Source organism: Polyangiaceae bacterium, from assembly GCA_016715885.1.
Lineage (GTDB): Bacteria > Myxococcota_A > Polyangia > Polyangiales > Polyangiaceae > Polyangium.
On sequence record JADJXL010000007.1, the window covers coordinates 39,099 to 65,438 of the forward strand.

Annotated in this window: 27 protein-coding genes; 9 read left to right on the forward strand and 18 right to left on the reverse strand. The window is 60.0% G+C overall.

Annotated elements, in window-relative coordinates; genetic code table 11:
* The first annotated feature begins 9 nt into the window (after positions 1–9).
* Together IPM54_10765 and IPM54_10770 are read left to right on the forward strand one after the other, a co-directional pair.
* Positions 10–1,065, forward strand: coding sequence for an NAD-dependent epimerase/dehydratase family protein (locus IPM54_10765; GenBank protein ID MBK9260306.1), 1,056 nt, complete (start codon positions 10–12; stop codon positions 1,063–1,065).
* 124 nt (positions 1,066–1,189) lie between these two features.
* Complete coding sequence (locus IPM54_10770) at positions 1,190–2,575, forward strand: FAD-dependent oxidoreductase (protein ID MBK9260307.1); 1,386 nt, start codon at positions 1,190–1,192, stop codon at positions 2,573–2,575.
* 60 nt (positions 2,576–2,635) lie between these two features.
* Here the strand turns inward: IPM54_10770 and IPM54_10775 are convergent, their stop codons facing one another.
* The 7 genes from IPM54_10775 to IPM54_10805 form a co-directional block, all read right to left on the reverse strand.
* Entirely contained in the window at positions 2,636–3,157 is a 522-nt protein-coding gene (locus tag IPM54_10775; GenBank protein ID MBK9260308.1) for a hypothetical protein, read from the reverse strand.
* Positions 3,158–3,206: 49 nt separating this feature from the next.
* Positions 3,207–4,592, reverse strand: coding sequence for a hypothetical protein (locus IPM54_10780; protein MBK9260309.1), 1,386 nt, complete (start codon positions 4,590–4,592; stop codon positions 3,207–3,209).
* Positions 4,593–4,671: 79 nt separating this feature from the next.
* Positions 4,672–5,898 (reverse strand): OmpA family protein, encoded by a 1,227-nt coding sequence (locus IPM54_10785; GenBank protein MBK9260310.1) that lies wholly within the window; start codon positions 5,896–5,898, stop codon positions 4,672–4,674.
* The gene (locus tag IPM54_10790; GenBank protein ID MBK9260311.1) at positions 5,849–6,394 is read right to left on the reverse strand and encodes a hypothetical protein; all 546 of its coding nucleotides are present in this window, start codon (positions 6,392–6,394) and stop codon (positions 5,849–5,851) included. Before IPM54_10790 ends, IPM54_10785 begins: the two co-directional genes overlap by 50 nt.
* Positions 6,395–6,669: 275 nt before the next feature.
* Positions 6,670–6,969: a hypothetical protein gene (locus IPM54_10795; protein MBK9260312.1), complete on the reverse strand. Its 300-nt coding sequence runs from the start codon at positions 6,967–6,969 to the stop codon at positions 6,670–6,672.
* Between the two features lie 129 nt (positions 6,970–7,098).
* Positions 7,099–7,917: a hypothetical protein gene (locus tag IPM54_10800; protein MBK9260313.1), complete on the reverse strand. Its 819-nt coding sequence runs from the start codon at positions 7,915–7,917 to the stop codon at positions 7,099–7,101.
* Between the two features lie 521 nt (positions 7,918–8,438).
* Complete coding sequence (locus tag IPM54_10805) at positions 8,439–9,182, reverse strand: hypothetical protein (protein MBK9260314.1); 744 nt, start codon at positions 9,180–9,182, stop codon at positions 8,439–8,441.
* Positions 9,183–9,613: 431 nt separating this feature from the next.
* Here IPM54_10805 and IPM54_10810 point away from each other — a divergent pair, with 431 nt between their 5' ends.
* The gene (locus IPM54_10810) at positions 9,614–10,606 is read left to right on the forward strand and encodes a hypothetical protein (GenBank protein MBK9260315.1); all 993 of its coding nucleotides are present in this window, start codon (positions 9,614–9,616) and stop codon (positions 10,604–10,606) included.
* Positions 10,607–10,867: 261 nt separating this feature from the next.
* On the opposite strand, the gene IPM54_10815 is transcribed toward IPM54_10810, so the two are convergent.
* The 4 genes from IPM54_10815 to IPM54_10830 form a co-directional block, all read right to left on the reverse strand.
* On the reverse strand, positions 10,868–11,566 hold the full coding sequence (locus tag IPM54_10815) for a hypothetical protein (protein ID MBK9260316.1): 699 nt from the start codon (positions 11,564–11,566) through the stop codon (positions 10,868–10,870).
* Between the two features lie 240 nt (positions 11,567–11,806).
* Complete coding sequence (locus tag IPM54_10820) at positions 11,807–13,468, reverse strand: hypothetical protein (GenBank protein MBK9260317.1); 1,662 nt, start codon at positions 13,466–13,468, stop codon at positions 11,807–11,809.
* Positions 13,469–13,720: 252 nt separating this feature from the next.
* Positions 13,721–14,233: a hypothetical protein gene (locus tag IPM54_10825; GenBank protein ID MBK9260318.1), complete on the reverse strand. Its 513-nt coding sequence runs from the start codon at positions 14,231–14,233 to the stop codon at positions 13,721–13,723.
* A gap of 67 nt (positions 14,234–14,300) precedes the next feature.
* Complete coding sequence (locus IPM54_10830; protein MBK9260319.1) at positions 14,301–15,398, reverse strand: sigma-70 family RNA polymerase sigma factor; 1,098 nt, start codon at positions 15,396–15,398, stop codon at positions 14,301–14,303.
* Positions 15,399–15,415: 17 nt separating this feature from the next.
* Between IPM54_10830 and IPM54_10835 the strand changes: the two genes are divergently transcribed.
* Positions 15,416–16,192 (forward strand): hypothetical protein, encoded by a 777-nt coding sequence (locus IPM54_10835; protein MBK9260320.1) that lies wholly within the window; start codon positions 15,416–15,418, stop codon positions 16,190–16,192.
* Between the two features lie 57 nt (positions 16,193–16,249).
* The gene (locus tag IPM54_10840; GenBank protein ID MBK9260321.1) at positions 16,250–16,468 is read left to right on the forward strand and encodes a hypothetical protein; all 219 of its coding nucleotides are present in this window, start codon (positions 16,250–16,252) and stop codon (positions 16,466–16,468) included.
* A gap of 245 nt (positions 16,469–16,713) precedes the next feature.
* Here the strand turns inward: IPM54_10840 and IPM54_10845 are convergent, their stop codons facing one another.
* From IPM54_10845 to IPM54_10860, 4 genes are all read right to left on the reverse strand, one after another.
* Positions 16,714–17,442, reverse strand: coding sequence for a hypothetical protein (locus IPM54_10845; GenBank protein MBK9260322.1), 729 nt, complete (start codon positions 17,440–17,442; stop codon positions 16,714–16,716).
* A complete protein-coding gene (locus IPM54_10850; protein MBK9260323.1) occupies positions 17,439–19,355 on the reverse strand; it encodes a hypothetical protein in 1,917 nt (638 codons plus the stop codon). Before IPM54_10850 ends, IPM54_10845 begins: the two co-directional genes overlap by 4 nt.
* Before the next feature lie 117 nt (positions 19,356–19,472).
* Entirely contained in the window at positions 19,473–19,820 is a 348-nt protein-coding gene (locus tag IPM54_10855) for a hypothetical protein (GenBank protein ID MBK9260324.1), read from the reverse strand.
* Positions 19,821–19,867: 47 nt separating this feature from the next.
* Complete coding sequence (locus IPM54_10860; GenBank protein ID MBK9260325.1) at positions 19,868–20,272, reverse strand: DUF420 domain-containing protein; 405 nt, start codon at positions 20,270–20,272, stop codon at positions 19,868–19,870.
* Positions 20,273–20,563: 291 nt separating this feature from the next.
* Between IPM54_10860 and IPM54_10865 the strand changes: the two genes are divergently transcribed.
* From IPM54_10865 to IPM54_10880, 4 genes are all read left to right on the forward strand, one after another.
* Positions 20,564–21,067 (forward strand): hypothetical protein, encoded by a 504-nt coding sequence (locus tag IPM54_10865; GenBank protein ID MBK9260326.1) that lies wholly within the window; start codon positions 20,564–20,566, stop codon positions 21,065–21,067.
* A 19-nt stretch (positions 21,068–21,086) separates the two neighbouring features.
* The gene (locus IPM54_10870) at positions 21,087–21,818 is read left to right on the forward strand and encodes a hypothetical protein (protein ID MBK9260327.1); all 732 of its coding nucleotides are present in this window, start codon (positions 21,087–21,089) and stop codon (positions 21,816–21,818) included.
* A 102-nt stretch (positions 21,819–21,920) separates the two neighbouring features.
* A complete protein-coding gene (locus IPM54_10875; GenBank protein ID MBK9260328.1) occupies positions 21,921–22,958 on the forward strand; it encodes a DUF2804 domain-containing protein in 1,038 nt (345 codons plus the stop codon).
* Positions 22,959–23,382: 424 nt separating this feature from the next.
* Entirely contained in the window at positions 23,383–23,847 is a 465-nt protein-coding gene (locus IPM54_10880) for a hypothetical protein (protein ID MBK9260329.1), read from the forward strand.
* Between the two features lie 177 nt (positions 23,848–24,024).
* On the opposite strand, the gene IPM54_10885 is transcribed toward IPM54_10880, so the two are convergent.
* Genes IPM54_10885 through IPM54_10895 form a run of 3 tightly spaced genes read right to left on the reverse strand, consistent with a single transcriptional unit; the run spans position 24,025 to position 26,286 of the window.
* Positions 24,025–24,882, reverse strand: a complete 858-nt coding sequence (locus IPM54_10885) for an ABC transporter permease (GenBank protein MBK9260330.1) — start codon at positions 24,880–24,882, stop codon at positions 24,025–24,027.
* Positions 24,872–25,504, reverse strand: a complete 633-nt coding sequence (locus IPM54_10890) for a hypothetical protein (protein ID MBK9260331.1) — start codon at positions 25,502–25,504, stop codon at positions 24,872–24,874. The genes IPM54_10885 and IPM54_10890 overlap by 11 nt, the downstream gene beginning before the upstream one ends.
* The gene (locus IPM54_10895; protein ID MBK9260332.1) at positions 25,501–26,286 is read right to left on the reverse strand and encodes a rhomboid family intramembrane serine protease; all 786 of its coding nucleotides are present in this window, start codon (positions 26,284–26,286) and stop codon (positions 25,501–25,503) included. The genes IPM54_10890 and IPM54_10895 overlap by 4 nt, the downstream gene beginning before the upstream one ends.
* Positions 26,287–26,340: the final 54 nt, after the last annotated feature.

The following is a 26,340-nucleotide window of genomic DNA, read 5'->3' on the forward strand; positions in this document are numbered from 1 at the left end:
GTGACGAATATGAAAATCCTCGTCATGGGAGGCACTCGCTTCAATGGGTATCATTTGGTGCGCGAATTGGTGAACGGCGGGCACGACGTCACCGTCCTCAATCGCGGCATCACCCCCGTCGTGCTCCCGCGGCAGGTCCGGCGCCTGTATGCCGATCGCAAAAACCACAACCAATTGAAAGAAGCTCTAGGCAACGAGGAATTCGACTGCGTTCAGGATATCAGCGCCTATACGCTGGACGACGTGCAAAGCATGGTCGAAATCTTCGAAGGCCGCACGGATCATTATATCTTCGCCAGCACGACCACCGTGTATGCGCCCTCCAAAATCATGCCGCTCACCGAGGACGCGCCCGTCGAGCTCGGGCCGCTGCAGCAAGATTATGGGCGCAACAAAATCATGTGCGAGCGTTTTCTCTTGAATGTGTGGCGGCAGCGCCGATTTCCCATATCCATTGCGCGATTCGCCATGGTGCTGGGTCCCCACAACCGTTATCCAGACCGAGAACAGCGTATGTGGGTGCGACTCTTGCGCGGTCGAGAAATCCTCATTCCCGGCGACGGCACGACGCTCGGCATGGTCGGGCACGTGGAAGACGAAGCCCGCGCTTTGCGGCTGATGATGCAAAACCCCAAAACTTTCGGACAAATCTACAATGTCACTGGCAAAGATTATTTCACCGACGAAGCATATGTCGATACGTTGGCCGAAATTGCGGGCGTACGGGCGCAAAAGGTGTTCGTCCCCGCCCACATCATGGACGAATATGCTCCCAATGCCGTGATCGACCGCGCCCGCCTCGGCTTGGGACCCGACGAAAGCGGAAATCCATCCAATGACCGGCCCATCATCCAGCGCCTCGCGCCCTTCATTCACGGCTGGAAAGCGCCCGTCCTTTTCAGCACCAAAAAGCTGCAGGACGACTTGAACTACGAACAACTCTACACGTTCAAGTCAGGCGAGACCCAAACGTACGAGTGGTTCGAACGGGAGGGCTTGGCCGATAAGCTCGAATACGATTTCAGCGCCGAAGACGCGCTGCTCGCCCTGATCAAAAGGGAATGAGCGTCCTCGAGTGCGCAATCGATGACAAGATATCCCATTGTGCTGGGATTTCCCCATTGTTGCATTTTTAAAAATGTAGAGTTACCGTCTTGACGGATCGCGTGCCGCAGTGTGACCTCGCGGCATGCAACGTCGTCAATGGTTGAAGCTTCTTCTTGCCGCATCGAGCGCGCACGTTTTCCCGGCTTGTAAAGAACCGCGGCCCCGGCTCGCGCCGAGTGCGCGGCGAACGCGCGTCATCGTCATCGGCGCAGGCATTGCGGGGCTCGCCGCCGCGCGCGAGCTTTCCTGCGCAGGACACGAAGTGATCGTGCTCGAGGCGCGGGACCGCATTGGCGGAAGGGTGTTCACCGATCGCTCGCGCCCGGACGAACCCGTGGACCTCGGCGCCTCGTGGATCCACGGTGCCGAAGGCAACCCGATCGCCAAGCTTGCCGCAGACTTCGGTGCGGAGACGATACCCACGCATTCCAATTCCTATCAGACATGGGACACCGATGGCAGGATACTCACGGAGCACGAGGAAGAGGCGATTTGGACAGCATTCGATATGCTGCTCGAGGAGCTCGACGAGCTTCGGGAGCGGCGCATTGCGATGGGATTGGGCGACATCCCGCTTTTGGTAGCGATGGACGAAATTATGGATGAGCAGGGGATCACGGGCAAAGAGCGGCAGCGGCTGCTCCTTGCGGTAAACACCAGCATCGAATTGGGATTTGCGGCCGATGCCGGGGACTTGTCGCTCTATTACTGGGATTGGGGTCCGAAATTCGATGGTCCAGACGTCGTATTTCCGCGAGGATACGACTGCGTCACGAATATGCTCGCGTCGCAGCTCGATATCCGTACGGGGCACGTGGTCCAGCAAATCCATTACGACGATACGGGTGCAACCATTGTGACTGAAAAGGGGACATTCGAAGGTGATTACGCGGTCGTCACGCTCCCGCTCGGGGTGCTCGAGGCAGGCGCCGTACGCTTCGAGCCGCCTTTGCCGGCGGCCAAGCTTGGGGCCATCGATCGGCTCGGCATGGGCGTCCTCAACAAGGTGGTGCTGCGGTTCCCGCAAGCGTTCTGGGCCGACGAGGGCCTGCTTTACCATGGGTACATCGCCCAAAACGTGGGCGCGTGGTCGACGAGCATGAGTTATTACAAGATTGACGGCAGGCCCACGCTGGTCTGCTTCCATGCGGGGTCGTACGCGCGCGAGCTCGAGGCCATGTCGGACGAGGCCATCGTTGCTGCGGCTATGGAGGTGTTCCGGACGATGTTCAAAAAGAGCATTCCTGATCCGGAGAGCTTTCTCATTACGCGCTGGGCCAGCGATCCGTATGCATTCGGATCCTATTCGTATATGCCGCCGGGCGCGCGGCCGGATGATTACGACGCATTGGCCAAGCCGGTGGGGAGGCTGCATTTCGCGGGAGAGGCGACCAACAAGGAATACGCGTCGACGGTCCACGGGGCGTATCTGTCGGGCGTGCGCGCAGCACGAGAGATCGTGGCGTAGCATTCGCGTAGCCGCTCCTGCTTGAGTTTGTCCGCGCGCACTTGCCTCGTCCGTGCATCATCATCGGCGTGCTTTGAACTGGAACACCCGCTTGTACGCGATGGCGCTGTCGTTTGCGGGCTTGGGATACGTCACCGTCTTGGCAATGTCGATCATGCACGTGTGCAGCTCGGGCATCGTGATGTTCGATTCCGACGAAAGCACTTCGGCACCGATCAGCTTGCCCTCGTGGTTGACTTTCACATCCAATGCCACCTGCCCGTTCATCCGAGGGGCTTGCGGGGCATACAGCGCATCAAAGCAGCAGCGAAATGGTTCCTGATACATCTGAAATGTATCGTCGAACTGCTTCTGAGCATCGGTGCCCGACGTCGAGGGAACACTCGTCGCTGCTTTTTGCGCCATCGTTTTGCAATCCGCCACCGTAGGAGGCGGCGGCGGCGGGGCCGGCGCTTTTTTCGCCTGGGCCGCCGATGGTCCTTCCGCACTCTCTGCGGGCATCTGGGGACCGCAGCCCGTGAGCAGCGACGCGACGACCGCCCATGCGCACACGAGCGTGAAGCTGTTTTTTCTGGTATTCATTTTTCTGCTCCGAAATCTTCAAAAGTTGTCGTGCTCTCGCTTCCTCGCCCTAGCTGCGCCGACGTCGGCGCATCACGAGCGCCGCTGCGCCGAAAAGAAGCGGCAGCACGGCTTTCGAGTTATCGCCCCCGATGACGCTCGCGAGCGCGCACGACAAACCTCCACCGCCAATCGTCCCGGTATTGCCGCCGCCGCCGGCACCCGTCGGCGGGTCGGGCACTTCTCCCGTGACGCAGGTCCCCGTGGCCGCATCGAACGTCGTGCCCATCGCACATCCTTTGCACTCGCCTTTCGTGGGCGAAGTTTCGTCGGTATCGCATACGGGAGCATCCGGAAAGCGATTGCAATCCCCATTCGACGTGCATTCATTGCATACCTTCGCCATCGGGTCGCACACCGGTTTTTTCGTGCCGCAGTTTTCATCCTTCAGGCACTCGACACATACCCCGCTGCTACCCACATCGCATACCGGTTTCGTCGGGTCGGCGTTCAAGCAATAATCCTGTTCTTGACAGGTGCACGGGCTCCCTTGATTGCTGAATTCCCACTCTTCGATCACGTGATCGTTCGTAATCGTTGCGTTGTAGGTGGACGCCGAAAACCCGACCCACGCCTGAGCCGGCTTGTTATCCATGACGACGGTGAACCAATCGGCGGCATCGAAATTATCGGGAAACGTGGGAAACGGAAGCATGGGTTGGGGATTTTTGTTCAATTGCCACATGAGCGGCGTTGCCGGCTTCTGCTTCGTCGCCGACACGTAGATGCGAATGCTGTTGTCCCCCATTCCGGCGTAATCAATCCACACGTGCAGACGTCGAAGCGTCAAATTCGGCGAGCCGTCAATCATCGGCAAAATATACGCCGGATGCTCTTCCTGCTTGCCGTCGAGCATGAACCCGATGTGGTCCACCATCGGATCGGGGTAAAGCGCATTGCCCATGGGCGGTACGTCTCTGCGCGTGTCGAATTCGATCGCGAGACTCGTCGATATCCCCGCATATCCCATACCGCCGCCGCTCGCACCGGTCTGTCCGACGTCGTTGTTCTGCATCAAAAACGATAGACCCGCGCCCCCGTTGTCCCCACCTTCGGGCCCAATGGTGAAGGCGAAGTACGTATGGAACGGCCGATTGCTCGTGCCTTCCACATAGCTCAAATCGAGCGCATCGTAGAAGTACACGTTCGCCGATTGGCTGAAGGGCTTCGTGGAATCCGTGAGCTTCAATTTGCCGTCGGGCGTGATCGTTGCCGCGCCCGTGAGCATCAGCTTTCCCCCGTTGATCCAATTGTCGGAATCCGAGAATCCCCCCGTCGTGTCGTCGGGGCTGCAATACGACTCGGTCGTCTGGACATTTTGGGCGAGCGTTTGACTCGAGCCGAAAAGCATCGCTGCTGAAACTACGAAGCCAAGGGGGCGATGAATCGTTTTCATGTTGGTTCTCCTCGGTAAGCTCGTTCTTTTGGATGGATCGTTATCCGTTGGTGCAAGCCGCTTTCGGACCCCAAAGGCCTCACTTCGCCTCGCAGGTGGGCTCTAGAATGTGGAACTCGACCCGTTGGTGCAGCTCTTTGTTCTTCCTATCGACAGGCACGCCCTGGGCCGGTCGGCTCATTCCGTACCCTTTGGGAACGAGCCGTCCGGGCTCGATGTTCCGCTCGACCAACCACTTGACGACCGACGCCGCCCGCTGCTCGCTCAATTCTTGGTTTTTCGCATAATTGTCCTGCGAGGCATGCCCCTGAACTTCGATCCGCGTGATCTTCGGGTTTGCCCGAAGCACATCATAGACGCCCTGCAGGACAGCTTGCGTGAGCCGGCCCTTTTCCCCGATCGTTTCGAGTTTGTCGCTCGCGGTCTTGAAGTAAATGCGATCCATGATCTTGATCTGGCATTCCGAAACGAAGACCATCGGACAACCGTGACGCGCCGGATCCTTGTGCGGTTGGCCGGGAATCGTCGGGCACGCATCCGGTATGTTCGCGATCTTGTCGCCATCGATATCGTCGGGGCAACCAATGTACTTCAATTCCCAAAGCGCTTTTTGCTCGGGCTTGAGCGACGCGGGTGGCTCGCGAAGCCCCGGTACGTCCGGGCACTTGTCGGCCGCGTCGATCACGCGGTCCTTGTCGCGATCAATCGAAACCAGCACGCCCGTGGCCTCGTCGACCGGACACCCATGCAATTGCGGATTGTCGCTGGAAACTCCGGGGATGTCGGGACACGCGTCTTTGTTGTCGTTGATGCCGTCGCCATCGCGATCGTCTTCCGTCGGCACGAGCACGGGTTTCTTGGGTTTGGCAACACCGGGAACCCATTCCACCGAAGCTACGGCGCGCAATGTCGGGGAACCCACGCCGCGCGTGAGTCCCGGGCCCACGCCGCCGCCGATACGAAGTTGCCCCACGGTGTAATGCGCTCCGAAAATCACTTCGAGCGGCGCTTTGGGCTGCTTGAAATTCACGTCGTCGGTGCCGGAAATGATCGTGCTGCCATAAAGCTCGGGGCCCACGACGAGACGATCATCGAGCGGTTTTACGCCGACGCTCACGCCCCCCGCGAATTCGGTGCCCGTCTTGGTGTCGACGAATCCTTCGGTCATCCCTCGGTATTGTACGCCGAGCATGGCCGCATAGGTGAACTTGCCATACTGCCCTGCTGCGGAAAGCCGAGGCAGGACTCGAACCGTTTCATCGCCCGTGAATTCGGTTCGTTTGCCCGTCGGGGTGAACAATTGCACGCCCAAAGCCATGGTGAGCGGATCGCCATATTTCCCAAAAAAGACGAACGTCGGCACCCAATCGCAAATCGCCCAACGCCGCGCCCGACGGCGAAGGAACGCTGAACGTACCCACCGTCCCCTTTTCCCCCGATTGCTGCAGAGCGAAGGGGAAATTGACGCCGACGCGCAATCGCTCCCAGAGGACCAACGATGCGCCGATGTGCGCGAAAAACTGTGTATTGATGACGGTCGTGTCTTCGGAGCCATCCGGTTTGTAGATGACGAGCGGCTTGTAGGCCAAATCGAGGGTCGCTCCAACGGCCGGCCGAACATGTCCCCGCAAGTCCAGTGAATCGAGTGCAAACCACTGACTGCCTCGCTCCGCAGGGTTGTACCGATTGATGGCAAAGCCCTGCGCAGACTCCGTCGACTGTTGGGCCTGCGCGCTGTGTGACACGAGGGCGGCAAGCGAAAGAATGACTGGGTGAACCAACGTCTTGGCAACGCGCTTCATGGGCGCCTCCTCCGGGGCAATCATGGGGTTTGGGGCCGAAGGGCGCCGAAGGCGACCCGAAACCCCACATGTTCAAACGGTCTTGTATCGACAAAGGGCTCTACCGCAAACGCCGTACCTGGGCCAAATCTTGCAATTGCTTTCCGTCACATATATCTTGCCGGCGGCGACTGGGGGCAAACGATTGCCGTCAAGAACGTGCCGGATGGGTCGTCCGCGTCGCTCGGAGCTCATCGCGGTTTTCTCGTGTCAGTGTTGCTTTCCCTGGCGCACCGTCACGTTCCGCGGCGGAATCGCTCCGTCTTGCGGTTGCGCTGCATCCGCGCAGCTCCTCGAATCGAGCCGCTGGTGCCCATCGTAAAATGGCGAATGGGTTTGTCGAAACAAGCGTCGACGAACGCACCGCAAAGGAAGCTGCGTTGAAGCAAGTCGACGACGAACGCGCCGAGAAAGAACGCGCGCTCGTTAAACTCGCCGAGCTCGAAGCGCTGCATGCCGGACGCAAGTCGTAAGCTCGAGCGTCGCGCCAATGCACACGTGCGTCCGCATGTCAAGAAAAATCGACGCGGCGGCATGCAGTCGATCCGGCGTGCGCATCGACGCAGCAGGCAGGCTACAGAGTGGAATTGCTGCAAGTCAAGCAAACGTAGGTCAACCTCCCAACGTCACGCCTGAGCATGGTGCTTACTTCGTAATTCGCCGCCTCACAGCGTCACGACGACGCACAACGAGCGTTCCCTCGAATTGTGCACGTCCACGGACGCGCCGAAGCCCTGTTCGACTCGATTGTGCACGTCCAAGGCGCCGGACAAGGCGCCTGATACCGCTTTGTGCAGCTTCAGGGCGATGCGGGAGGCACGACGGGCGTTTGAAGCTTGGAGACTTTTCGATTCTTCCGAAAGGGTTTGAAGAACCGCGCGACGCGCTTCGGATTGGAAGCATAAACCGTGAGGAGCGCGCCTTCGAGTTTCTTGTATTCCTCGCGCCACGTTGCCATCAGCACGGGCAGCTTCTTGTCTTTGATGTACGCAATGGCCTTTTCCGTCGTTTCCGAGCGATTCGACCATTGCGATCACCTTCGCTCGTGCAGCGGCGAGCTTTGATTTCCATTGCGTGACGACAGCGCCAATCTCCGGATCGTTTTCGTCCTCGGCCATGGATTCGAGGATGTCGGCGACGATCTTCGGCTCTTCTTCCCGTGACTCTGCGGCCGTCACGGCGCGCAAGCCGTCGGCAAAGTAGCGTTTGTATTTGAGATTGTCGCGATTTTTCTTGACCGCGCCGAGCAGATGCAATTCGAATTCTTCGACGATATCATCACAAGCTTCGTCGTCCGCATCGAGCAATGCAGCTTTTTTTTGCGCTTGCTCCTCGAGGTCATCGCGTTCGCGGAGCGTCGTTTTGATGCTCGTATGCACAGCTTCGAGCCCCGCGGTTTTGGGATCTGCCGCGACACGCGACACGGTGTACGTACTTTTGGGGAGATAGGCATCGGCAGATGTATCCGCCATCGGCATTTCCATGGACAAGTCCTCCTGACGAACGTCGTAACAGAATCAGGAGACAGGGTCAAAAATATTGCAGATGGTCGTCGGGCTGCATGGACGAGGGGTCGTTCGAGGTATCCGTCCGCGTCACGGGGCAAGGTGGGTCAGGGGCGAGGTGCATGGGCCTCATCGAGAGCCCCATCCGTTTTACGGTCGCGACCTCGTCCTACTCCGGACAGTCTTTGTTTCGGTCGGAGCATAACCCCAAGTCACGATATAACTTTGCCTTTGGGGGGCACTTGTCGCCCGGAGTGCCCGCATTGACGCATATGACTTCATAGAAATCGCGCTCCACATACTGGGGTTGCTGCGGCTGCGCCGGATGTTGTTCGGCTCCTGCGCAGCCGAGTTGGATCATGGCGGACGCCATGAGAATGCCAAAGGGGACAACGGTTGTTTGAAGACAAAGGGCGATCTTGGTCGACTTCATGGTGAAAGCAGACCACTGGTCGCCGGGTTCGTCAAGGCCAATCCGTTTTACGGGCGCAACCCGATGCTCACTGACAGCCGCGGCGTGCCGGGCGCATGCCCATACTTGCGCACCACTCTGCCTTCGTAGGGCACTCTTTGCCGCGGGCTCTCTGGCTCTCACATGACATGTCGTACGGATCCATCCCGCCTGGGTCGTAGTCGTCCTCATCGGGTTGTTGCGGCGGAGGCGTATGCTGTTCGGCTCCAGCGCAGCCAAGTTGGGTCATGGCAGACGCCATGAGAAAGCCGAAGGGGACAACGGTGGTTTGGAGGCAAAGGGCGATCTTGGTCGACTTCATGGGGGCATCAGACCATTGCTCGTCGGGTTCGTCAAGGCCAATCCGTTTTTCGGGCGCAACCTCCACGGGCAACGACGGCGCAGCAAAACCCGTGGTGACCGTATCGGGTGGCTCCAACGGTGTGGACGCAAGTGCGTCTTGACGTACCATTGTAGCCATCGCGCTTCCGGGTATGATGACGCCACAGGCCATGGCCACGGTCATCGCGCACGCCGCTTGTGTCGCATGCGGAAGCAGATGCGATACGTGCCGGGCCAAACGCGCACCTTGAGCACGAGCGTTTTTCGTGACGAGCGCGACGATGGCGACGACGATCGATTGCATGGCGACGCGAAGCAGGCGCAGCACGCGGTCGAGGCGCGATTTGGCCGTCGACCAGGGCAGGTTCCGCTCGTTGGCGATCTTCTGGATGGTCTTCTCATCGACGTAGTACGCCTCGAGCAGCGCTTCGTCTTCCGGATCGAGCTGCAAACGCGCCTTTGCAACAGTTCGAGGGCCAGAAAGTCCTTCATCGGTTCTGACGTGGCGAGCCGTTCGGCAATTTTCTCATCCGAGGGCTCGTCGCACTCGCGTCGTCGTTGTTCTGCGTTGCGGGTGGTCATGGCCGCAAATTGGGCTAATGTGGCCATCCACGCGATGAACCGGTTCCAGTCTTTGATGCGCTGCTCGACCGAATTTGGTTTACTTAGTGCCGTGACGAACGCATCTTGCAGCGCATCGTCATGAAGGTGCACCGGACAACCCTCTTTGCGAATCATGGCCCGCATCGCGTTGATCAGCTCTTCGGCGCGATCTTTCGACAACCCCAATGCGGACGCGGATGCCATGACGGATTCGTTCAATGGCTTTTGAGGTTCGGGCGGGCCTTCGGGCGGAGGGGTCGAGGGCGGGCGGCTCATGATATGCTAGGACACGAGCCTATCGAAATCACGAAACCATGGCTCACATTTTTCTTGATGCTTGGCCTGGTTGGGGTTTTGCCGGCTCGTACGGCGTTCGCCCACGACGCACCCGCCATCGCGTCGGCGCGGCTGGAGTTCGATGCGAGCCAAGCGCCAAAGCTTTGCAACGATCGCGCGACGTTTCGTACGTTGCTCGACAACTGGATGGATGTCAATGTGTGGTCACCCGATGCCGACCGCCGGTTGGTCGTTCGTATCCGTCGTTCTCCCATGGGGGGCGTGCTGGTGGACATGACGCTCGTGGATGCTGCCGGGGCCACCATGGCAGAGCATCATGAGCGCTACGGCGCCAGAGAAGAATGTTACAAGGTGCTTTACGAGTCGGCGCGTGCCGCGGCGAGGCTCCTCGGCGCCTTCGAAGAACCCCCGCCGCCCGAACCTTGGCCCCAGTGTCCCCCTCTTCCGCCTCCTCCGGAACCCGCGCCTTCCCCAGCATGCCCGCCGTGTCCGAAGTGCCCCGTCTCCACGCCACCCCCAGCCGTGCGTCGCTTTGACTTCGGTCTCGGCGCATTGCTCGGCATGGGCGCGACGCCGATGCAATGGGTCGGCCCGCTCTTTTCGCTTGGACTCGTCCCATCGCCTCGGGTGCCGCACCTGCGCATTGAACTCGATGTCGCTTATGCATTGCCAGCATCGAACGCATTTCGTGGCGATATGATTCCGGTTTTCGGCTCGCTTTGTTTTGCACCGACGGCATTACGCCTATGCGGCGGTGTGGTGACGACGTTTTTGCCAAGCGAACATGATGATGGCGACACGATGCTCGCGATGCTTGCGGCAAGTTTGCGCTTGGGCGCGGAATTCAGGATTGCCGGGCCGGTGTCGCTTCGCACCGATGCGTTTGCACTCATGCCTTTGGGAGTAGCGGCGCTCGGCGCGCAGCATTCTTTTGCGGCGGGCGCTTCGGCGATGGCCGTGTGGTCGTTCGAATGAGGGTAGCGCGCAGGAGTACGCAAAGTCGTGGGGCCTGCGTGCGTCGGCGACGTAGTCGCGCAAAACATCGGCGGTGCGCTCGCCGTCCTCGAGCCTGTGGTAAACGTCGTCGAAAAGTCCGATCTACGCAGCGCCTCATGCCGACGAGAGCTCGGCGAAGTCGTCGACAAAACTCCTTCGAGTATTTGGCACGCCACCCGCCGCTCGCCATGTACCGTGCGCCGAGCTCTCCGCGCCCCCTCCTTTACAAGGTCCACGGTTTCACCGCTTTCCGCAGTGAAGGAAAGGCGAAGGAGGCCTTGGTCGATGGCGCGGAGAAAAGCAAGATCGTCTCGTCCACGCAATCGGGGATGAGCACTTGTGGCGGCACCTTGCCATTGAAAGGAACCGCCGCGCGCCTCCATCGTTTGGCCAGGGTGTTTGCGAATGCGGCAAGAGTTGCAGGTCGCAGCTTTGAATGGCCACGTCGCGGACATGGCGCACGAGCAGTTGGCCGAGCTCTTCGATGGCTCTGCGGGGCATGGGAAGCTCTTCGAGAATGGGGGCGAGCTCCGGTGTAGCGATGCCCCATTCGGTGGGGATGTCCGCGAAGTCGTCGATGAAACGCTCCTTCGAATACATCGGACGCCACTCGCCGGTCCCGATGTACCATCCGCCCAGCTCACCACCGCCCTCAACCAGTAGGTCCATGATCTCGCCATGGTTCGTGGTGAACGAAAGGTGAAGGATCTCCTGGTCGTCTGTTTCGCGAAGCACTTCAAATATCGTCGTGTCCACACAGTCCGGTATCACCATACTCGCGGGCGCCTGACCTCCCGCGGCAACCGCGGCGGCCCGCCATCGCTGGCCGTCTGGTCCTCGGTAATCCGGTCCCAGTGTCATATCGCATTGCTGAATGGACACGTCGCGCACATGGCATACGAGCAGCTCAGCAAACTCTTCAATCGCTTCTTTGGACATATCATTTACCCCACGGTATACTAACTGGTGCAGAGATGCCGGCGTCTCTGAGGGCCTTGATCGCCTTGGCCACGGTCGCTTGGGCCATGTCAAGGTTCATCTTGGCGTCCACCAACGCCTCTGTTTCGATCTTGGCGATAGCCTCCCATGTCAGCGGCTGACCGGTTTCTGCAAAATGCCTTGTATCGCTTTCGTTGTGCACCCGTTACGATGGCGTGTTTCACCCCCAATTTATCAGTCTCAGCATTGGGAATGGCGAGTGCTTTCTTGAGATCGTACCTTGGCGCGCCTTCGAAAGCCCTCTTTGCAGGCACATGGTGCCCGCCTCCCGGTCCGCCGTAAGGCTTGAGCTCCGCAGGCTCCGCGGGGAGTGGTTGCCGCGGTCGCGTCGTCGTCCTCGTACCTGACGAGCTCGTCGTGGTCGTTGCGATCGTTTTGCCGGACGAGTCCTTGATCGTCGTCTTCGTCACCGGCTGCGCAGGTGGCGCCTGTGCCGGTTTCGCCGCGGGTGGCGGCGCTGCCTTGCGGCGGCGGCGCTTGCGCCGACGGTTTCGCCTTGGGCTCCAGAAGCTTGACCTGTGACGGTGCAGGCGGAGCGTCCGGAGGAGCGCCTTCACTCAGCAATTGCCCGGCATTGCGCACGCCATTGGCGAGCGTCGCACAGCCATTGGTCGCAATGGCAAACGACCCCGCCGCGATGGGCACGCCGACAATGGCCCCGCCACCCGTGCTGCTCATCCCGGCACCAGCACCCATGCCTGTGCAACCAAGGACAATTTGACCCGTGCCGACGGCAATCTCTCCACACGCACGCCCCACCTGCGCCCAATACGTGCCTTTCGGAAGCAGGCGCAGTTGAATCGCGACCTCGGCACCGGCCGAACCGAACGGCACGGCGCCACTCGCGCCACCAGAAACCAATCCCCCGCCAAATTGCACGCGGGGATCTTCCAATGACAACGCGTCGTCCTGAGCGACCGGCTTTTGCACCACGAGCTTCGGCAATGGCAATATCTCGCGCGGCTGCGGCGGAATCACTCGCGGCTCCGCCAATTGCTCACCCGCCCACCTCAGAGCAGCCACGAGCAACTTTGTTTCAAGTTGCTGCAATGGATCCCGATACGTTTGCCCCGCATACCGAGGATCCGGGCGGGCATTGTCTCGACACGACTGCGCCAAGATCGCCGTGAGCGTTGCTCGCAGCTCGGCAGGCATGGAGAGCTCCGCGTCACGCTTGCACCGCGCCTTTTCATCCGCGCAATTCACAGCGAAATGCGAAAGCGACGGCCGAGGCAATGGCGACGCGTCCTTTGCATCCGGCAGCACGCGCGCCAGCTCGTCCTTCGGCAGCAACCGCTCGCCACCAGGCAACACCGACGGCGCTTTCCGCGGCTGCTCTGGCCTTGCAACAGGCTTTTGCGCTGGCCGCGCAATCGGTTGTGGCAGTGGTTTCGGACCATCGCTCGCGCTCTTCTTTTGCGGCTTCGGCGTGGTCTTCTTCGGCGGGGGCGGCTTTGGCGGGGGCGGCGGAGGTGGTGGATCCGCAGCCGGCGGCGGCTGAACCGCGGGTGCTCGCTTGCAAGTCCACGCAATCTTGCGAATATCCTCGGGAAACCTATTGAGGCTATCGGGGCCAAGGTTTGGGTTGTGCTTGTAAACAAGATGATGATCGGTCCTCGTCCCTTTCCATGCACCGACCTCCCTCCACCCCTTCGTATCCTTGACGATGACAAATGTATCGGTATCCGCCGCCAATTTGTCAGGCCTCCAGCACACTTCGACCGGGGCCGGCGCGGCTGAGGCGTTCGTCGCTGGCATCACGAGCACCAGCGCACACGAACAAGCCCATCGCCGCAAGACCAGCGCCCAAGCGACCCAGAGAAAGCGAAGCCATGCCGTCATCGCAAGCTGCCTCCCGCGGCAGGCAGGCTACAGCTTCGAATTGTTGCAAGTCAAGCAAACGTAGGTCAACCCCCCAACGTCGCGCCTGAGCATGGTGCTTACTTCGTAATTCGCCGCCTCACAGCGTCACGACGACGCACAACGAGCGTTCCCTCGAATTGTGCACGTCCACGGACGCGCCGAAGCCCTGTTCGACTCGATTGTGCACGTCCAAGGCGCCGGACAAGGCGCCTGATACCGCTTTGTGCAGCTTCAGGGCGATGCGGGAGGCACGACGGGCGTTTGAAGCTTGGAGACTTTTCGATTCTTCCGAAAGGGTTTGAAGAACCGCGCGACGCGCTTCGGATTGGAAGCATAAACCGTGAGGAGCGCGCCTTCGAGTTTCTTGTATTCCTCGCGCCACGTTGCCATCAGCACGGGCAGCTTCTTGTCTTTGATGTACGCAATGGCCTTTTCCGTCGTTTCGAGCGATTCGACCGTTGCGATCACCTTCGCTCGTGCAGCGGCGAGCTTTGATTTCCATTGCGTGACGACAGCGCCAATCTCCGGATCGTTTTCGTCCTCGGCCATGGATTCGAGGATGTCGGCGACGATCTTCGGCTCTTCTTCCCGTGACTCTGCGGCCGTCACGGCGCGCAAGCCGTCGGCAAAGTAGCGTTTGTATTTGGGATTGTCGCGATTCTTCTTGACCGCGCCGGACGCCATGAGAATGCCAAAGGGGACAACGGTTGTTTGAAGACAAAGGGCAAACTTGGTCGACTTCATGGTGAAAGCAGACCACTGGTCGCCGGGTTCGTCAAGGCCAATCCGTTTTACGGGCGCAACCTCGTGGTCACTTGCAGCCGCGACGCGCGGGGCGCATGCCCCTCTTTGCGCACCACTCTTCCTTCGAAAGACAGTCGTTGCCACGGGCTGTCTCGCTCTGACACGCCAGGTCATACGGGTCATACCCGCCTGGATCGTACTCCTCCTCTGGCTCTTGCGGTGGAGGCGTTTGGCGGTCCGTCCCGGCGCAAGCTCCAGCGGTCATGGCGGACGCCAAGAGAAAACCAAAGGGGACGACGGTTGTTTGGAGACAAAGGGCAAACTTGGTCGACTTCATGGTCGAAGCAGACCACTGCTCGCCGAGTTCGTCAAGGCCAATCGGTTTTACGGGCGCAACCTCCTGGGGCAAGGGCGGCGCCATAGCATTCGTGGTGGCTGTCTCTGGTGGGGCCAACGCCACGAGCGACGGTATGTCCTGACGTACTGGCGTAGCCGTCGAATTCCCATGCGCGACGATTCCGCAGACCACGGCGACGGTCATCGCGCACGCCGCGTGGGTCGCATGCGGAAGCAACCGCGAAACGTGCCGGGCCAAACGAGCACCTTGTGCGCGGGCGTTTTTTGCGACGAACAAGACGAAGGCGATGATGGTTGATTGCATGGCCGCGCGCAGCAAGCGCCGCACCCGGCGAAGACGCGAGTCAACCGTTGACCAACGCCGGTTCTGTTCGTCGGCAATCTCCTGCACGGTCTTGTCTTCGACGTAATGAGCATACAAGAGCGCCAGGTCTTTGGCATCGAGCAGAGCCAACGCCTCTTCTAGAGCTTTGCGCATACCCACGTCGGGCACATGGGCGGGCGTGGAGAGCGCGGCGGCGATGTTCGCATCGGTGAGCTCTTCGCCTAAAAGCTTGCGATGTTTGGACCCGCGATTGGTCAAAGCCGCATATCTCGCGAGCTCACACATCCACCCGATGAATTTTTCTCGGTCAGTGCTGGACCGGCGCTTCGAAATGGGTTTGTCTAGGGCCTTGATGAAGGCATCATGCACGACCTCCAAGGGATGAACATGCGCAGGACAACCCACTTTCCGCACCACCGCCATCATGGTCTTCACCAGGTCGTCGAACTCTGGTCTCGACAAACCAAAAGCCGAAGCGAGCATGCGGCGAACATCCTGGGATGGCTGGACCTTCGGCGGATCGTCGGGGGATCAGTCGGTGGTCGATGCGTCATGACGGGATAGGGTACGAGGCTACCGGAATCCCGAAAAAATCGTCCACCCTCCTGCTCTTTTTCTTCACGCTCGGGCTAACCTTGCCGGTTCGTACGGCGTTTGCCCTCGACGCACCCGCCATCGCTCCGACGCAGCTCGACTTCGATGCAAGCCGAGCGCCCAAGAGTTGTAACAATCGCGTGACGTTTGACATGCTCCTGCGGAACTGGGTGGCTGAAAGCGTGTGGACACCTGATGCAGCTCGCCGGCTCATGGTCCGCATCCATCGTTCTCCGAGGGGTGAAAAGCTGGTCGATGTGACGCTGGTGGATGCAACCGGGACAACCATGGCTGAGCATCACCAGCCCTTCGGCGTCAGAGAGGAATGTCACCGAGTGCTTTACGAAGCGGCACGTACCGCAGCGACGCTCCTGGGCGCCTTCGAGAAGCCGCCGCCGCCCGAACCTTGGCCCCAGTGTCCCCCTCTTCCGCCTCCTCCGGAACCCGCGCCTTCCCCAGCATGCCCGCCGTGTCCGAAGTGCCCCGTCTCCACGCCACCCCCAGCCGTGCGTCGCTTTGACTTCGGTCTCGGCGCATTGCCCGGCATGGGCGCGACGCCGATGCAATGGGTCGGCCCACTCTTTCTCTTGGATTCGTCCCGTCTATTCGCGTGCCGCACCTGCGCATTGAACTCGATGTCGCTTATGCATTACCGACCTCGAATGCATTTCGTGGCGATATGATCCCCGCTCTTTGGCTCGCTTTGTTTTGCACCGACGGCGTTACGCCTATGCGGCGGCGTGGTGACGACGTTTTTGCCAAGCGAACATGATGATGGCGACACGATGCTCGCGATGCTCGCGGCAAGTATGCGCCTCGGCGCGGAAATCAGGATTGCCGGTCCGCCATCGCTTCGTGTCGACGTGTTTGCACTCATGCCTTTGGGAGTAGCGGCGCTCGGCGCGCAGCATTCTTTTGCGGCGGGCGCTTCGGCGATGGCCGTGTGGTCGTTCGAATGAGGGTAGCGCGCAGGAGTACGCAAAGTCGTGTGGCCTGCGTGCATCGGCGACGTAGTCGCGCAAAACATCGGCGGTGCGCTCGCCGTCCTCGAGCCTGTGGTAAACGTCGTCGAAAAGTCCGATCTACGCAGCGCCTCATGCCGACGAGAGCTCGGCGAAGTCGTCGACAAAACGCTCCTTCGAGTATTTGGCACGCCACCCGCCGCTCGCCATGTACCGTGCGCCGAGCTCTCCGCGCCCCTCCTTTACAAGGTCCACGGTTTCACCGCTTTCCGCAGTGAAGGAAAGGCGAAGGAGGCCTTGGTCGATGGCGCGGAGAAAAGCAAGATCGTCTCGTCCACGCAATCGGGGATGAGCACCTGTGGCGGCACCTTGCCATTGAAAGGAACCGCCGCGCGCCTCCATCGTTTGGCCAGGGGTGTTTGCGAATGCGGCAAGAGTTGCAGGTCGCAGCTTTGAATGGCCACGTCGCGGACATGGCGCACGAGCAGTTGGCCGAGCTCTTCGATGGCTCTGCGGGGCATGGGAAGCTCTTCGAGAATGGGGGCGGGGTCGTCCGGGATGTGTTCGGTGCCCCATTCGGCTGCAAGGGCAGAGACGTCGATATCGTCGGCGTCGACGATGCGCTCGTTCGAGTACCACGTGCGCCATCCGGGAGTGCCCAGGTACCATCCGCCGAGCTCACCACCACCCTCGACCAGCAAGTCAACGGTCTCTCCGTTTTTCGTGGTGAACGAAAGATGAAGACGCTCCTGGTCGTCGATCTCGCGAAGCACTTCGAAGGCCGTCGTGTCCACGTAATCGGGGATTACCATGCCCTCACCCCCGATAGTAGCCGCGGCGGCTCTCCATCGCTTGGCGATTGTCGATTGGCGATCGGGGTGTAGTCGCAGGTCACAAAGCTGAATGGCTTCATCACGCACGTGGCGCACGAGCCGTTCGCCGAATTCTTCGACGGCATCTGTAGACATCATTTACCCCACGGAATCCGGACCGGCGCCGCGACGCCGGCATCCTTGAGCGCCTGGATGGCCTTAGCCACGGTGGCCCGGGCCGTCTCGAGCTTCATTTCACCCTCGACAAGAGCATGTGTTTCAATTTTGGCAACTGCCTCCCATGTCAGAGGCTTACCAGTTTTTGCATACGCAACATAGGCTTTCTGCTGGGCGGTCGTAACCTTGCCGTGGTCGACCCCCAAACTCTTGAGCTCAGCGTTTGGAATGGCGAGCGCCTTGTTCGGATTGTAGCCGGGCGTGTAGCCTGATGGCCCCTCGAAGGCCTTCTTTGCCGGCACATGGTGCCCGCCTCCCGGTCCGCCGTAAGGCTTGAGCTCCGCAGGCTCCGCGGGGAGTGGTTGCCGCGGTCGCGTCGTCGTCCTCGTACCTGACGAGCTCGTCGTGGTCGTTGCGATCATTTTGCCGGACGAGTCCTTGATCGTCGTCTTCGTCACCGGCTGCGCAGGTGGCGCCTGTGCCGGTTTCGCCGCGGGTGGCGGCGCTGCCTTGGGTGGCGGCGGCGCTTGCGCCGACGGTTTCGCCTTGGGCTCCAGAAGCTTGACCTGTGACGGTGCAGGCGGAGCGTCCGGAGGAGCGCCTTCACTCAGCAATTGCCCGGCATTGCGCACGCCATTTGCGAGCGTCGCACAGCCATTTGTGGCAATGGCAAACGACCCCGCGGCGACGGGCACGCCCACGATGGCCCCACCACCCGTGCTGCTCATCCCGGCACCAGCGCCCATGCCCGCGCAACCGAGGGCAATCTGTCCCGTGCCTACGAGAATCTCGCCACACGCACGCCCCACCTGCGCCCAATACGTGCCTTTCGGAAGCAGGCGCAATTGAATCGCTACCTCGGCACCGGGCGAACCGAGTGGCACGGCGCCAACCGCGCCACCCGCAGCCATTCCCCCGCCAAATTGCACGCGGGGATCTTCCAATGACAACGCTTCGTCGGCGACCGGCTTTTGCACCACGAGCTTCGGCAATGGCAAGATCTCGCGCGGCTGCGGCGGAATCACCTGCGGCTCCGCCAATTGCTCACCCGCCCACCTCAGAGCAGCCACCACCAATTTGATTTCAAGTTGCTGCAATGGATCCCGATACGTTTGCCCCACATGTCGAGGATCCGGGCGGGCATTGTCTCGACACGACTGCGCCAAGATCGCCTCGAGCGTTGCTCGCAGCTCGGCCGGCATGAGCTCCACGTCACGCTTGCACCGCGCCTTTTCGTCCGCGCAATTCACCGCGAAATGCGAAAGCGACGGCCGAGGCAATGGCGGCGCGTCCTTTGCATCCGGCAGCACGCGCGCCTGCTCGTCCTTCGGCAGCAACCGCTCGCCACCAGGCAACACCGACGGCGCTTTCCGCGGCTGCTCTGGCCTTGCAACAGGCTTTTGCGCTGGACGCGTTATCGGCTTGGGCAACGGTTTCGGACCATTCACCTTGCGCGGAGCCGCTTGCGGCTTCGGCGTAACCTTCTTCGGCGGCGGCTTTGGCGGGGGCGGCGGAGGTGGCGGCTCCGCCGCCGCCGGCGGGTGAACCGCGGGTGCTCGCTTGCAGGTCCACGCAATCTTGCGGATATCCTCGGGAAACCTATTGAGGCTATCGGTGCCGAGGTTTGGGTTGTGCTTGTAAACAATATGATGATCGGTCCTCGGCCCCCTCCATGCACCGACCTCCCTCCACCCATTCGCATCCTTGACGATGACGAACGTGTCGTCATCCGCCGCCAATTTGTCAGGCCTCCAGCACACTTCGACCGGGGCCGGCGCGGCCCATGCATTCGTCGCTGGCATCACGAGCACCAGCGCACAGGCACAAGCCCATCGCCGCACCACCAGCGCCCAAGCGAACCATGCCCAAGCTGCCCAGCGAAGCCATGCCGTCATCGCAAGCTGTCTCCCGCGGTAGGCAGGCTACAGAGTGGAATTGCTGCAAGTCAAGCAAACGTAGGTCACCCCCCAACGTCACGCCTGAGCATGGTGCTTACTTCGTAATTCGCCGCCTCACAGCGTCACGACGACGCACAACAAGCGTTCCCTCGAATTGTGCACGTCCACGGACGCGCTGAACGGCTGTTCGACTCGATTGTGCACGTCCACGGACGCGCCGAATAGCTGTTCGACATGGCTGTGCACGTCCACGGACGCGCTGAACGGCTGTTCGACTCGATTGTGCACGTCCACGGACGCGCCGAATAGCTGTTCGACATGGCTGTGCACGTCCACGGATGCGCCGAACGGCTGTTCGACTCGATTGTGCACGTCCACGGCGCCGGACAAAGCACTTGATGCCGCTCCGTGCAGCTTCAGGGCAACACGGGAGGCACGACGGGCGTTTGAAGCTTTCTGCATGATGCAGTTCCACGCAAATTGTGAACCACCCGTTTCGCCGTCCGCTGCTAGAAAGCGAATCCAATCACGTAAAGCTCGATTCCCGTAATTCCAGTCAACGCCATCGTGAGCATTCCGAACTTGCCCCAGAAGCGATGTGCACGGCTGAATGGTCCGGGAATCGGTGGATTCGGAAATCGGCGCAAAGACAACGTAATGAGGACGATCCATGAGATCGTCGTCAAGATCGACAAGAGCACGTGTACGCCGATCGAGGCATTCAGAAACGGCGTTCCTGCAAAACGGCTTTCCTTCGTCATCTCGAAGATGCCGCCCGACAAACGCATGTCCACTTCGAATGCGACGATGACGATGGCCAATATGGCGGCGAGGATGACCTGAATCCGCTTGTGTTTCCATATTGACGAACCCGTGTCGTGCGGTACGACCAGGCCAAGATGGGGATAATCCATGCAAACGACAAGACGACGAGATCCATGAGCAAATCGCCGTGCGTACCGAGGAATCCAGAAGGCATGAAGTGCTCTTATCACCACGCAGCGCCGGACGAAAGCTTCATGAAATCGTCACGATTTCGGTGCCTTGCACTGCCAGCTCGCCTTGGAGCGTCGGACATTCGCGAATGTGACTTCCGCTGAAGTGTATCATTGCAAAGAATCTTCACGTAAAGATAGAGTTCACAGACACATGGGTGGGGCGTTGGTGGCCCGGGCTCAACCTTCGCACAACCGACAGGGCATGGCATGAAACAGGCTTTTTTCGACAATACCGGCCGGCTGCGCAACGGCTGGTGGATGTTGCTGTTCGCACTGTTGTTCCTGCTCAGTCGCGCCGTCTATACGCCGATCGTGCGTTGGATCAAGTCGCTCGGAGTGGCCGAGTCGTTGCTTGAGCCCGGGGTAATTTCGTCAGGTTGTGCCGGCCTTGCGAAAACCTGTGACAACGATGCCGCCAACGCCATCGGCGAAGGCTCCGCGTCCGGTGAATGCGCCGTCCTTGGGGTCGGATACCCATTCCACACAGACCGGGCCGGCACGTGCATCCCCACGTCCCTTTGCACCAGCCATACGGATTCGGTTCCTCGATTTGCATCGTCTCCAGTCTGCTGGAAACGACACGTTCGCACATGGACGGCCACGCAACGTTGCAAATATCACAACATTGCCCCAAATGCATGTCGCACCATTTTTTGTTTGCGCAACTTTCTTAATTTGCGAAAACATGACAAAGGTCGGGTTGCCGCATGACCTGGAGGGAGGTAGCCACATGTGCTCAAAACTTCGCCTGGCAGTCTTGATTGGAGCGATGTTTCTCGCAGGTTGTGGGTCCGCTATAACGACCGGACCAACTGTTTCCGCTGGGTCGACACTCAGGCATCACGAGCTTGCCAACGGCCGCGTAGCGCTCTTGCCCGTCGCGGCGCAGCTCGATCAAGTTCCTCTCTACGATCTGCAGTGGCTCGACATGTACATCGGCCGCGCGTTCGACCAACGAGCGAACGGGATCAAACGCGTCTCGAACGGGGAAGTCCTGCAGGCCCTTCAAGATCCCGAAACGTACGAGGCGATCGTCAATCTTGCCCGCACGAAACAGATAAGCCTGGCCATGATCAAACAATTCGCGGACAAGCTTGGCGTGCGGTACGTCGTTTTTACCACGGTCGATTGGGGTCTCGTGAACAACCCCTTCGACACCGCGCTCATGGGATATGGACCAACCGCTGTAGAAATCACGGCGGCGGGGGATGTTTACAAGAGCGCCAAGTTGGATGCTCGGGTCGTGATCATCGATGCGTACGAGGGGCGTGTTTGCTGGGAGAGCGAATTCGGTTCTTCACAACCCGTCGCGAAGATTGGAGATCCACACGCTCAAAAGCTCGCCTTCATGGTATTCGCCACGATTTTCGGCAAACTCCCCGAGCCCGTTGAAGGTGATGATCACAGCACCATGTTTCAAGTTCGAAGTGCACGCGCCGCAAGTCGCCCAAGCGTACATTGAACAGTACGAACGAATGCGTCGGCGCGTGCCGGTTTCGTTCGCTCCGCCAGCGGTCGAAGCTCGGGAATCTTGACCGATGCGACCATCGCCCAGGCCTCACCCATGCAGAACGAAATCACCAAACCTCTCGACTTGCTCGATTCTCGAGGGCACATCACGACCGAGGGCTGGGCCCGGAAGCCTTATTGGCGTTACGATCGTCGGGCCATTGCCGCCCCCAAATGGCGTATCAAAGAATGGGATTATTTTAGCATCCTGTCGAGCCGCCAAAAGTTCGGCGTCTGTCTCACGATGAGCGACCTCGGGTATCTCGGCCTATTTGCCATTTCTTTTTTGGATTTCGAGCGAGGGTTTTACCACCAAGTCGAGGCGGTCACGCTTTTCCCTTTGGGCAAATGCGGTTTTCCCGAAAAAAGTGACGAGGGACTGTTACGATTCGAGGACAAGAAGCTGCGCTTGGAGTTCCGTTATGCCGAGGGGCGGCGCACGCTGAGTTTTTCTGCTCCGAAACTACGAAATGCTCAAGGTGACCAGGGTATCTCCGGAACGATTACGCTCGACCAACCGCCCGAGCTGCAAAGCATGAACATTGCGACGTCGTGGGCTGAAAATCGCCGCGCTTTTTATTACAACCGCAAGATCAATTGTCTGCCGGCATCGGGCGAGCTCACCATCGGGAAGCGTAAGTACGTCTTTGCACCCGAGGAAGATTTCGGGGCGCTTGATTGGGGACGAGGCAACTGGACCTACAAGAATCGTTGGTATTGGGGATCGGCATCCGCGCGCGTTGGGGCGAAGGTGCTGGGGTGGAACATCGGATATGGTTTTTCCGACCGAACTCCAGCGACGGAAAATACGCTTTTCGTCGATGGCGTGGCCCACAAGTTGGCGGATGTGACGTTCCATTTCGACGAACGCGATTACATGAAGCCGTGTCGTTTTTCGAGCTCGGATCGGCGTTTCGAGATGCAGTTTACGCCCATCGTGGATCGGAAGGCGACGATCAACCTTGGTCTACTGCGCTCGATTCAACACCAGGTATTTGGGTATTTCACGGGTACAGTGGTACTCGATGACGGAACGACGCTGCCGGTGAACCGCGTGTTGGGTTTTGCGGAGGATGTCATCAATTGGTGGTGACGGCTATTCGAGCCAGGTGATTCCGCGCCTCGTGTGCCCAGCGTCTCTCCACGGGGGCGGACCATTTTCGTCTCCAAGAAACTCGTCCCCTAGGGTCGGCGCTTCATTTCGTCCGCGCGAGCGGTGACTCGCGCTGTGGCAGCTTCGCCAGCGGCGTCACCAGCCCACGAGCGCCCCGAGGTACGCTTGACCCAACTTGGCCGCGGCCCGTCGAGAGCTCTTCAGGCGCCGCCAAACGAAAGAGGCGGCGCCAGCTACGCCCGACCTAACACCACTGCGCCACATCCCGACTCTACGATCGTGAGCCGATTAGTCGGGTAGAGCACCGCCGGCGGCTTTGGAGAGGCGAGGACGGTCGCGAATTTCGTCGCTACGGCCTGCGCCGGCCCTTTCCGGTCAGTGGTGACTCTGGAAGACTGATCCCATGCCAAAGATGCTCACCGTCTATTCGTTGCGACGGGAACTGGAGAGCGATCCAGAAGGGCTGAAGCAGATCCAGCAAGTCAGCTTGGATCGCAAAATGAACTGGGCAGGCTTTAGCACTCGCCTGGGGTTGTACGGATCGGAGGAGTGGTGGCGCAACGTCGAGACCGGCGTTATCCCGAAGGCGAAGTACGAGGGCCTAATAACTGAAACGTATTACGCAGGTATGGACAGCGACCGGCAGCACAATTCGTTCCGAATGAAGACGGATGACGGACAATATTTTTCATGGAGTATGGTGCCAGAGAATAGCAGCTACAAAGGGCTGTATCGTCCTGGGCACCGCGCTGAGATCGTGACAATCTTTCAGGAGTTGAAGCGTTGTACATCGGACGGCGCTCCTGAAATTGTGGAGCGCCCGTTGGAAATCAGGTTGTCAACGAAGCCAATTGTAGGGGCAGTCTAGCTCCAGCTTGTAAGGTGTTTCAGACGGGAGTCGCTGAGTTGCGGCTTCAAACTCGCCGGCCCAAACACTCGCCCCGCTCCGGGTCCCATTGAATGCGGACCCGCAAACGGTCCTTCAGTGCGAGCCAATCGGCATGGTTCATCGGCGCCGATACATCATCCAAGTCCGACGCAACCATCAACCAAAAATGACGATGCCGAGCTTCGTCAAGACGAAGTCGGAGATCAGGATCGAGATCGTCACGGCCACGACCGCGCGCGTGGTCGACTGACCCACGCCTTCGGTGCCTCCGCGCGTGATGAGTCCAAAGTGACAACCGACGATGGCGGTGATCGCGCCGAAGAACGGGCACTTCATGATGCCCATGGCGAAGTCGCGAAAACGAATGGACCCAAGCGCCGTGCGCAGGAAAAACCCCGACGGGATGCCGAACTGCAAGTCGGCGATGAACATCGCCCCGGAAAAACCCAGCACGAGCGCGAGCGCACCGAGCACCGGCATGAGGATCGTGCCCGCCAAAAGCCGCGGCACGACGAGCTTCTTCACAGGGTCCGCACCAAGCGCGCGGATCGCATCGATCTGCTCGGTCACCGCCATCGAACCAACTTCCGCCGCGATGCCCGAACCGATTCGACCTCCAACGATCACCGCCGTGAGCGTCGGCGCAAGCTCGCGCGAGAAGGACAAACCGATGACGCGCCCCGTGTACTCCATGCCGCCGAACTGCTGCAAACTAAAGGCAAATTGCACGGACATGACCATGCCCGTGAACACCGCCGTCGCCACCGCGATGCCAAGCGATCGCACGCCGAGCTGCTCGAGTTGGTAGACCGTTGATTCGAACTCGAACGGTCTGCGAAACATCGCGATGATCGCTTCGTAGAACATGCGACCGATCTGGCCCATGTGAACGAGGAAATTGCCCGTGCGCCGAATGAACTGCATCCACATCGGAGGCGGTGGCGGAGGCAAAGGCAAGTGCCGCGGGCGCTCGCCGCTCGGTCGCTCAGGCTCGGGAGCAACGCTAGTCGTCATCGGCAGACACCGTGGTAAAACCTTGGACAAACTTGCGGAAAGACCCGACGGACTCGGCGAATTCCGCAGGATCGGCGATGTAGTAAAGGTCGTACACGCAGCCGTCTTTCTTCATCACCCACACATCGAACTGCTTGGGCACTCCATCGAGCTTCGCGACGACGACCGTGTGCATCGCTTCGCGTCCGTCGAAAGGAACGGTCTCTTCGAGCACCACTTCGCGCTCGGTGAATTGCAAGAAGAGATGCTGGACGAGCGACCGCAAAGGCACGTCTTCACCGTCGACTTTGCACCTGCCGGACGCAGCGACGAGCGCTCCGCTGGATTCGTCCACGAAGGAAAGTGCCTTGCCATCGACGTCGATGCGCTTCCACGTCGGAGGCGTTTCGGGCACGCGGAACGCGAATCCTTGACCGCGATAGACCGAGCCGCTGAACGACGCGCCCGTGCAGCCCATCGCGCTCACGAGCGCAAAGGCCCAAAGCCACCCGATCGACCGAAATCTCGCTACGTTGCGGATGGCTGCTCCCATCGCGGAGCGGAACCTATCACGCTCGCGCTTGATGACCGCTGGAAACTGTTCGGCATGACCGTCCTGTGACGAAACGTCGCCTTGACTCACCAAGACCAGGGATCTCCGCGCCCTCGACGCGCTGCATCCCTACGCGCTTGGGACCGCTGCGTGCGAAAATGTGACCAGTGTTCGTAGGTTCGGGGCGGTTCTTGGAAAAGAAAGCGAATGAGAATCGCGCCCGCAACGAAGCCCCCAAGGTGCGCGAAAAAAGCAACGCCTCCACCTTGTGAACCGACCGACGCGATGCCGCTGATGAGGTTGACGACGAAATACTGGAGGATGAGAAACCACGCTGGCAGTTCCAGGAAAAACCCAAAGATGAACCAAAGTGGCAAGAATGGATTGATGACGGTGATGGGCGAACGTGGGTAGCGCGATCCGTACGCTGCAAGAACTCCAGAGATTGCGCCCGATGCGCCGACCATGGGAATCGTGGAGCTCGGGTCGACGATGATTTGTGCGAGCGCCGCGAATGCGCCGCAAAGCAGGTAGAACAGAGCGTACTTGAAGTGCCCCAATGCGTCTTCGACGTTGTCGCCGAAGATCCACAGATAAAGCATGTTTCCGCCGATATGGGCGAAACCCGATGGATCATGCGTGAACATGCTCGTCAGGACGCTCGGCAGCGCTGCGACGGGATCACGCATGATGAAGGCGGGAACGAGTCCCCAGTGCGAGACGAGCTCGTGCGCGCGAGCTTCGGCGCCGCGAGCGCCCGCGACCGAGATCAGGGCCTGCATCCAGACGAAGGCGCCGATGTTGATGGCGATGAGCAGCCAGTTGACGATGGGCGGACGTCGAGTGGGCAAGCGATCGCGGATCGGGAGCATGGCCAAGCACCCTTACCATGATTGCGATTGCATAGCCCTTGGCAGACGCCGGTT

What these genes read in the sequence shown, in the direction of transcription:
- IPM54_10765 (MBK9260306.1), top strand. Translation starts at nt 10, where the DNA reads ATGAAAATCCTCGTCATGGGAGGCACTCGCTTCAATGGGTATCATTTG.
- IPM54_10770 (MBK9260307.1), top strand. Translation starts at nt 1,190, where the DNA reads ATGCAACGTCGTCAATGGTTGAAGCTTCTTCTTGCCGCATCGAGCGCG.
- IPM54_10775 (MBK9260308.1), bottom strand. Translation starts at nt 3,157, where the DNA reads ATGAATACCAGAAAAAACAGCTTCACGCTCGTGTGCGCATGGGCGGTC.
- IPM54_10780 (MBK9260309.1), bottom strand. Translation starts at nt 4,592, where the DNA reads ATGAAAACGATTCATCGCCCCCTTGGCTTCGTAGTTTCAGCAGCGATG.
- IPM54_10790 (MBK9260311.1), bottom strand. Translation starts at nt 6,394, where the DNA reads ATGAAGCGCGTTGCCAAGACGTTGGTTCACCCAGTCATTCTTTCGCTT.
- IPM54_10795 (MBK9260312.1), bottom strand. Translation starts at nt 6,969, where the DNA reads ATGCCGCCGCGTCGATTTTTCTTGACATGCGGACGCACGTGTGCATTG.
- IPM54_10800 (MBK9260313.1), bottom strand. Translation starts at nt 7,917, where the DNA reads ATGGAAATGCCGATGGCGGATACATCTGCCGATGCCTATCTCCCCAAA.
- IPM54_10810 (MBK9260315.1), top strand. Translation starts at nt 9,614, where the DNA reads ATGCTAGGACACGAGCCTATCGAAATCACGAAACCATGGCTCACATTT.
- IPM54_10815 (MBK9260316.1), bottom strand. Translation starts at nt 11,566, where the DNA reads ATGTCCAAAGAAGCGATTGAAGAGTTTGCTGAGCTGCTCGTATGCCAT.
- IPM54_10820 (MBK9260317.1), bottom strand. Translation starts at nt 13,468, where the DNA reads ATGACGGCATGGCTTCGCTTTCTCTGGGTCGCTTGGGCGCTGGTCTTG.
- IPM54_10825 (MBK9260318.1), bottom strand. Translation starts at nt 14,233, where the DNA reads ATGAAGTCGACCAAGTTTGCCCTTTGTCTTCAAACAACCGTTGTCCCC.
- IPM54_10830 (MBK9260319.1), bottom strand. Translation starts at nt 15,398, where the DNA reads ATGCTCGCTTCGGCTTTTGGTTTGTCGAGACCAGAGTTCGACGACCTG.
- IPM54_10835 (MBK9260320.1), top strand. Translation starts at nt 15,416, where the DNA reads ATGGCTGGACCTTCGGCGGATCGTCGGGGGATCAGTCGGTGGTCGATG.
- IPM54_10845 (MBK9260322.1), bottom strand. Translation starts at nt 17,442, where the DNA reads ATGATGTCTACAGATGCCGTCGAAGAATTCGGCGAACGGCTCGTGCGC.
- IPM54_10850 (MBK9260323.1), bottom strand. Translation starts at nt 19,355, where the DNA reads ATGACGGCATGGCTTCGCTGGGCAGCTTGGGCATGGTTCGCTTGGGCG.
- IPM54_10855 (MBK9260324.1), bottom strand. Translation starts at nt 19,820, where the DNA reads ATGCAGAAAGCTTCAAACGCCCGTCGTGCCTCCCGTGTTGCCCTGAAG.
- IPM54_10860 (MBK9260325.1), bottom strand. Translation starts at nt 20,272, where the DNA reads ATGGATTATCCCCATCTTGGCCTGGTCGTACCGCACGACACGGGTTCG.
- IPM54_10865 (MBK9260326.1), top strand. Translation starts at nt 20,564, where the DNA reads ATGAAACAGGCTTTTTTCGACAATACCGGCCGGCTGCGCAACGGCTGG.
- IPM54_10870 (MBK9260327.1), top strand. Translation starts at nt 21,087, where the DNA reads ATGTGCTCAAAACTTCGCCTGGCAGTCTTGATTGGAGCGATGTTTCTC.
- IPM54_10875 (MBK9260328.1), top strand. Translation starts at nt 21,921, where the DNA reads ATGCAGAACGAAATCACCAAACCTCTCGACTTGCTCGATTCTCGAGGG.
- IPM54_10880 (MBK9260329.1), top strand. Translation starts at nt 23,383, where the DNA reads ATGCCAAAGATGCTCACCGTCTATTCGTTGCGACGGGAACTGGAGAGC.
- IPM54_10885 (MBK9260330.1), bottom strand. Translation starts at nt 24,882, where the DNA reads ATGACGACTAGCGTTGCTCCCGAGCCTGAGCGACCGAGCGGCGAGCGC.
- IPM54_10895 (MBK9260332.1), bottom strand. Translation starts at nt 26,286, where the DNA reads ATGCTCCCGATCCGCGATCGCTTGCCCACTCGACGTCCGCCCATCGTC.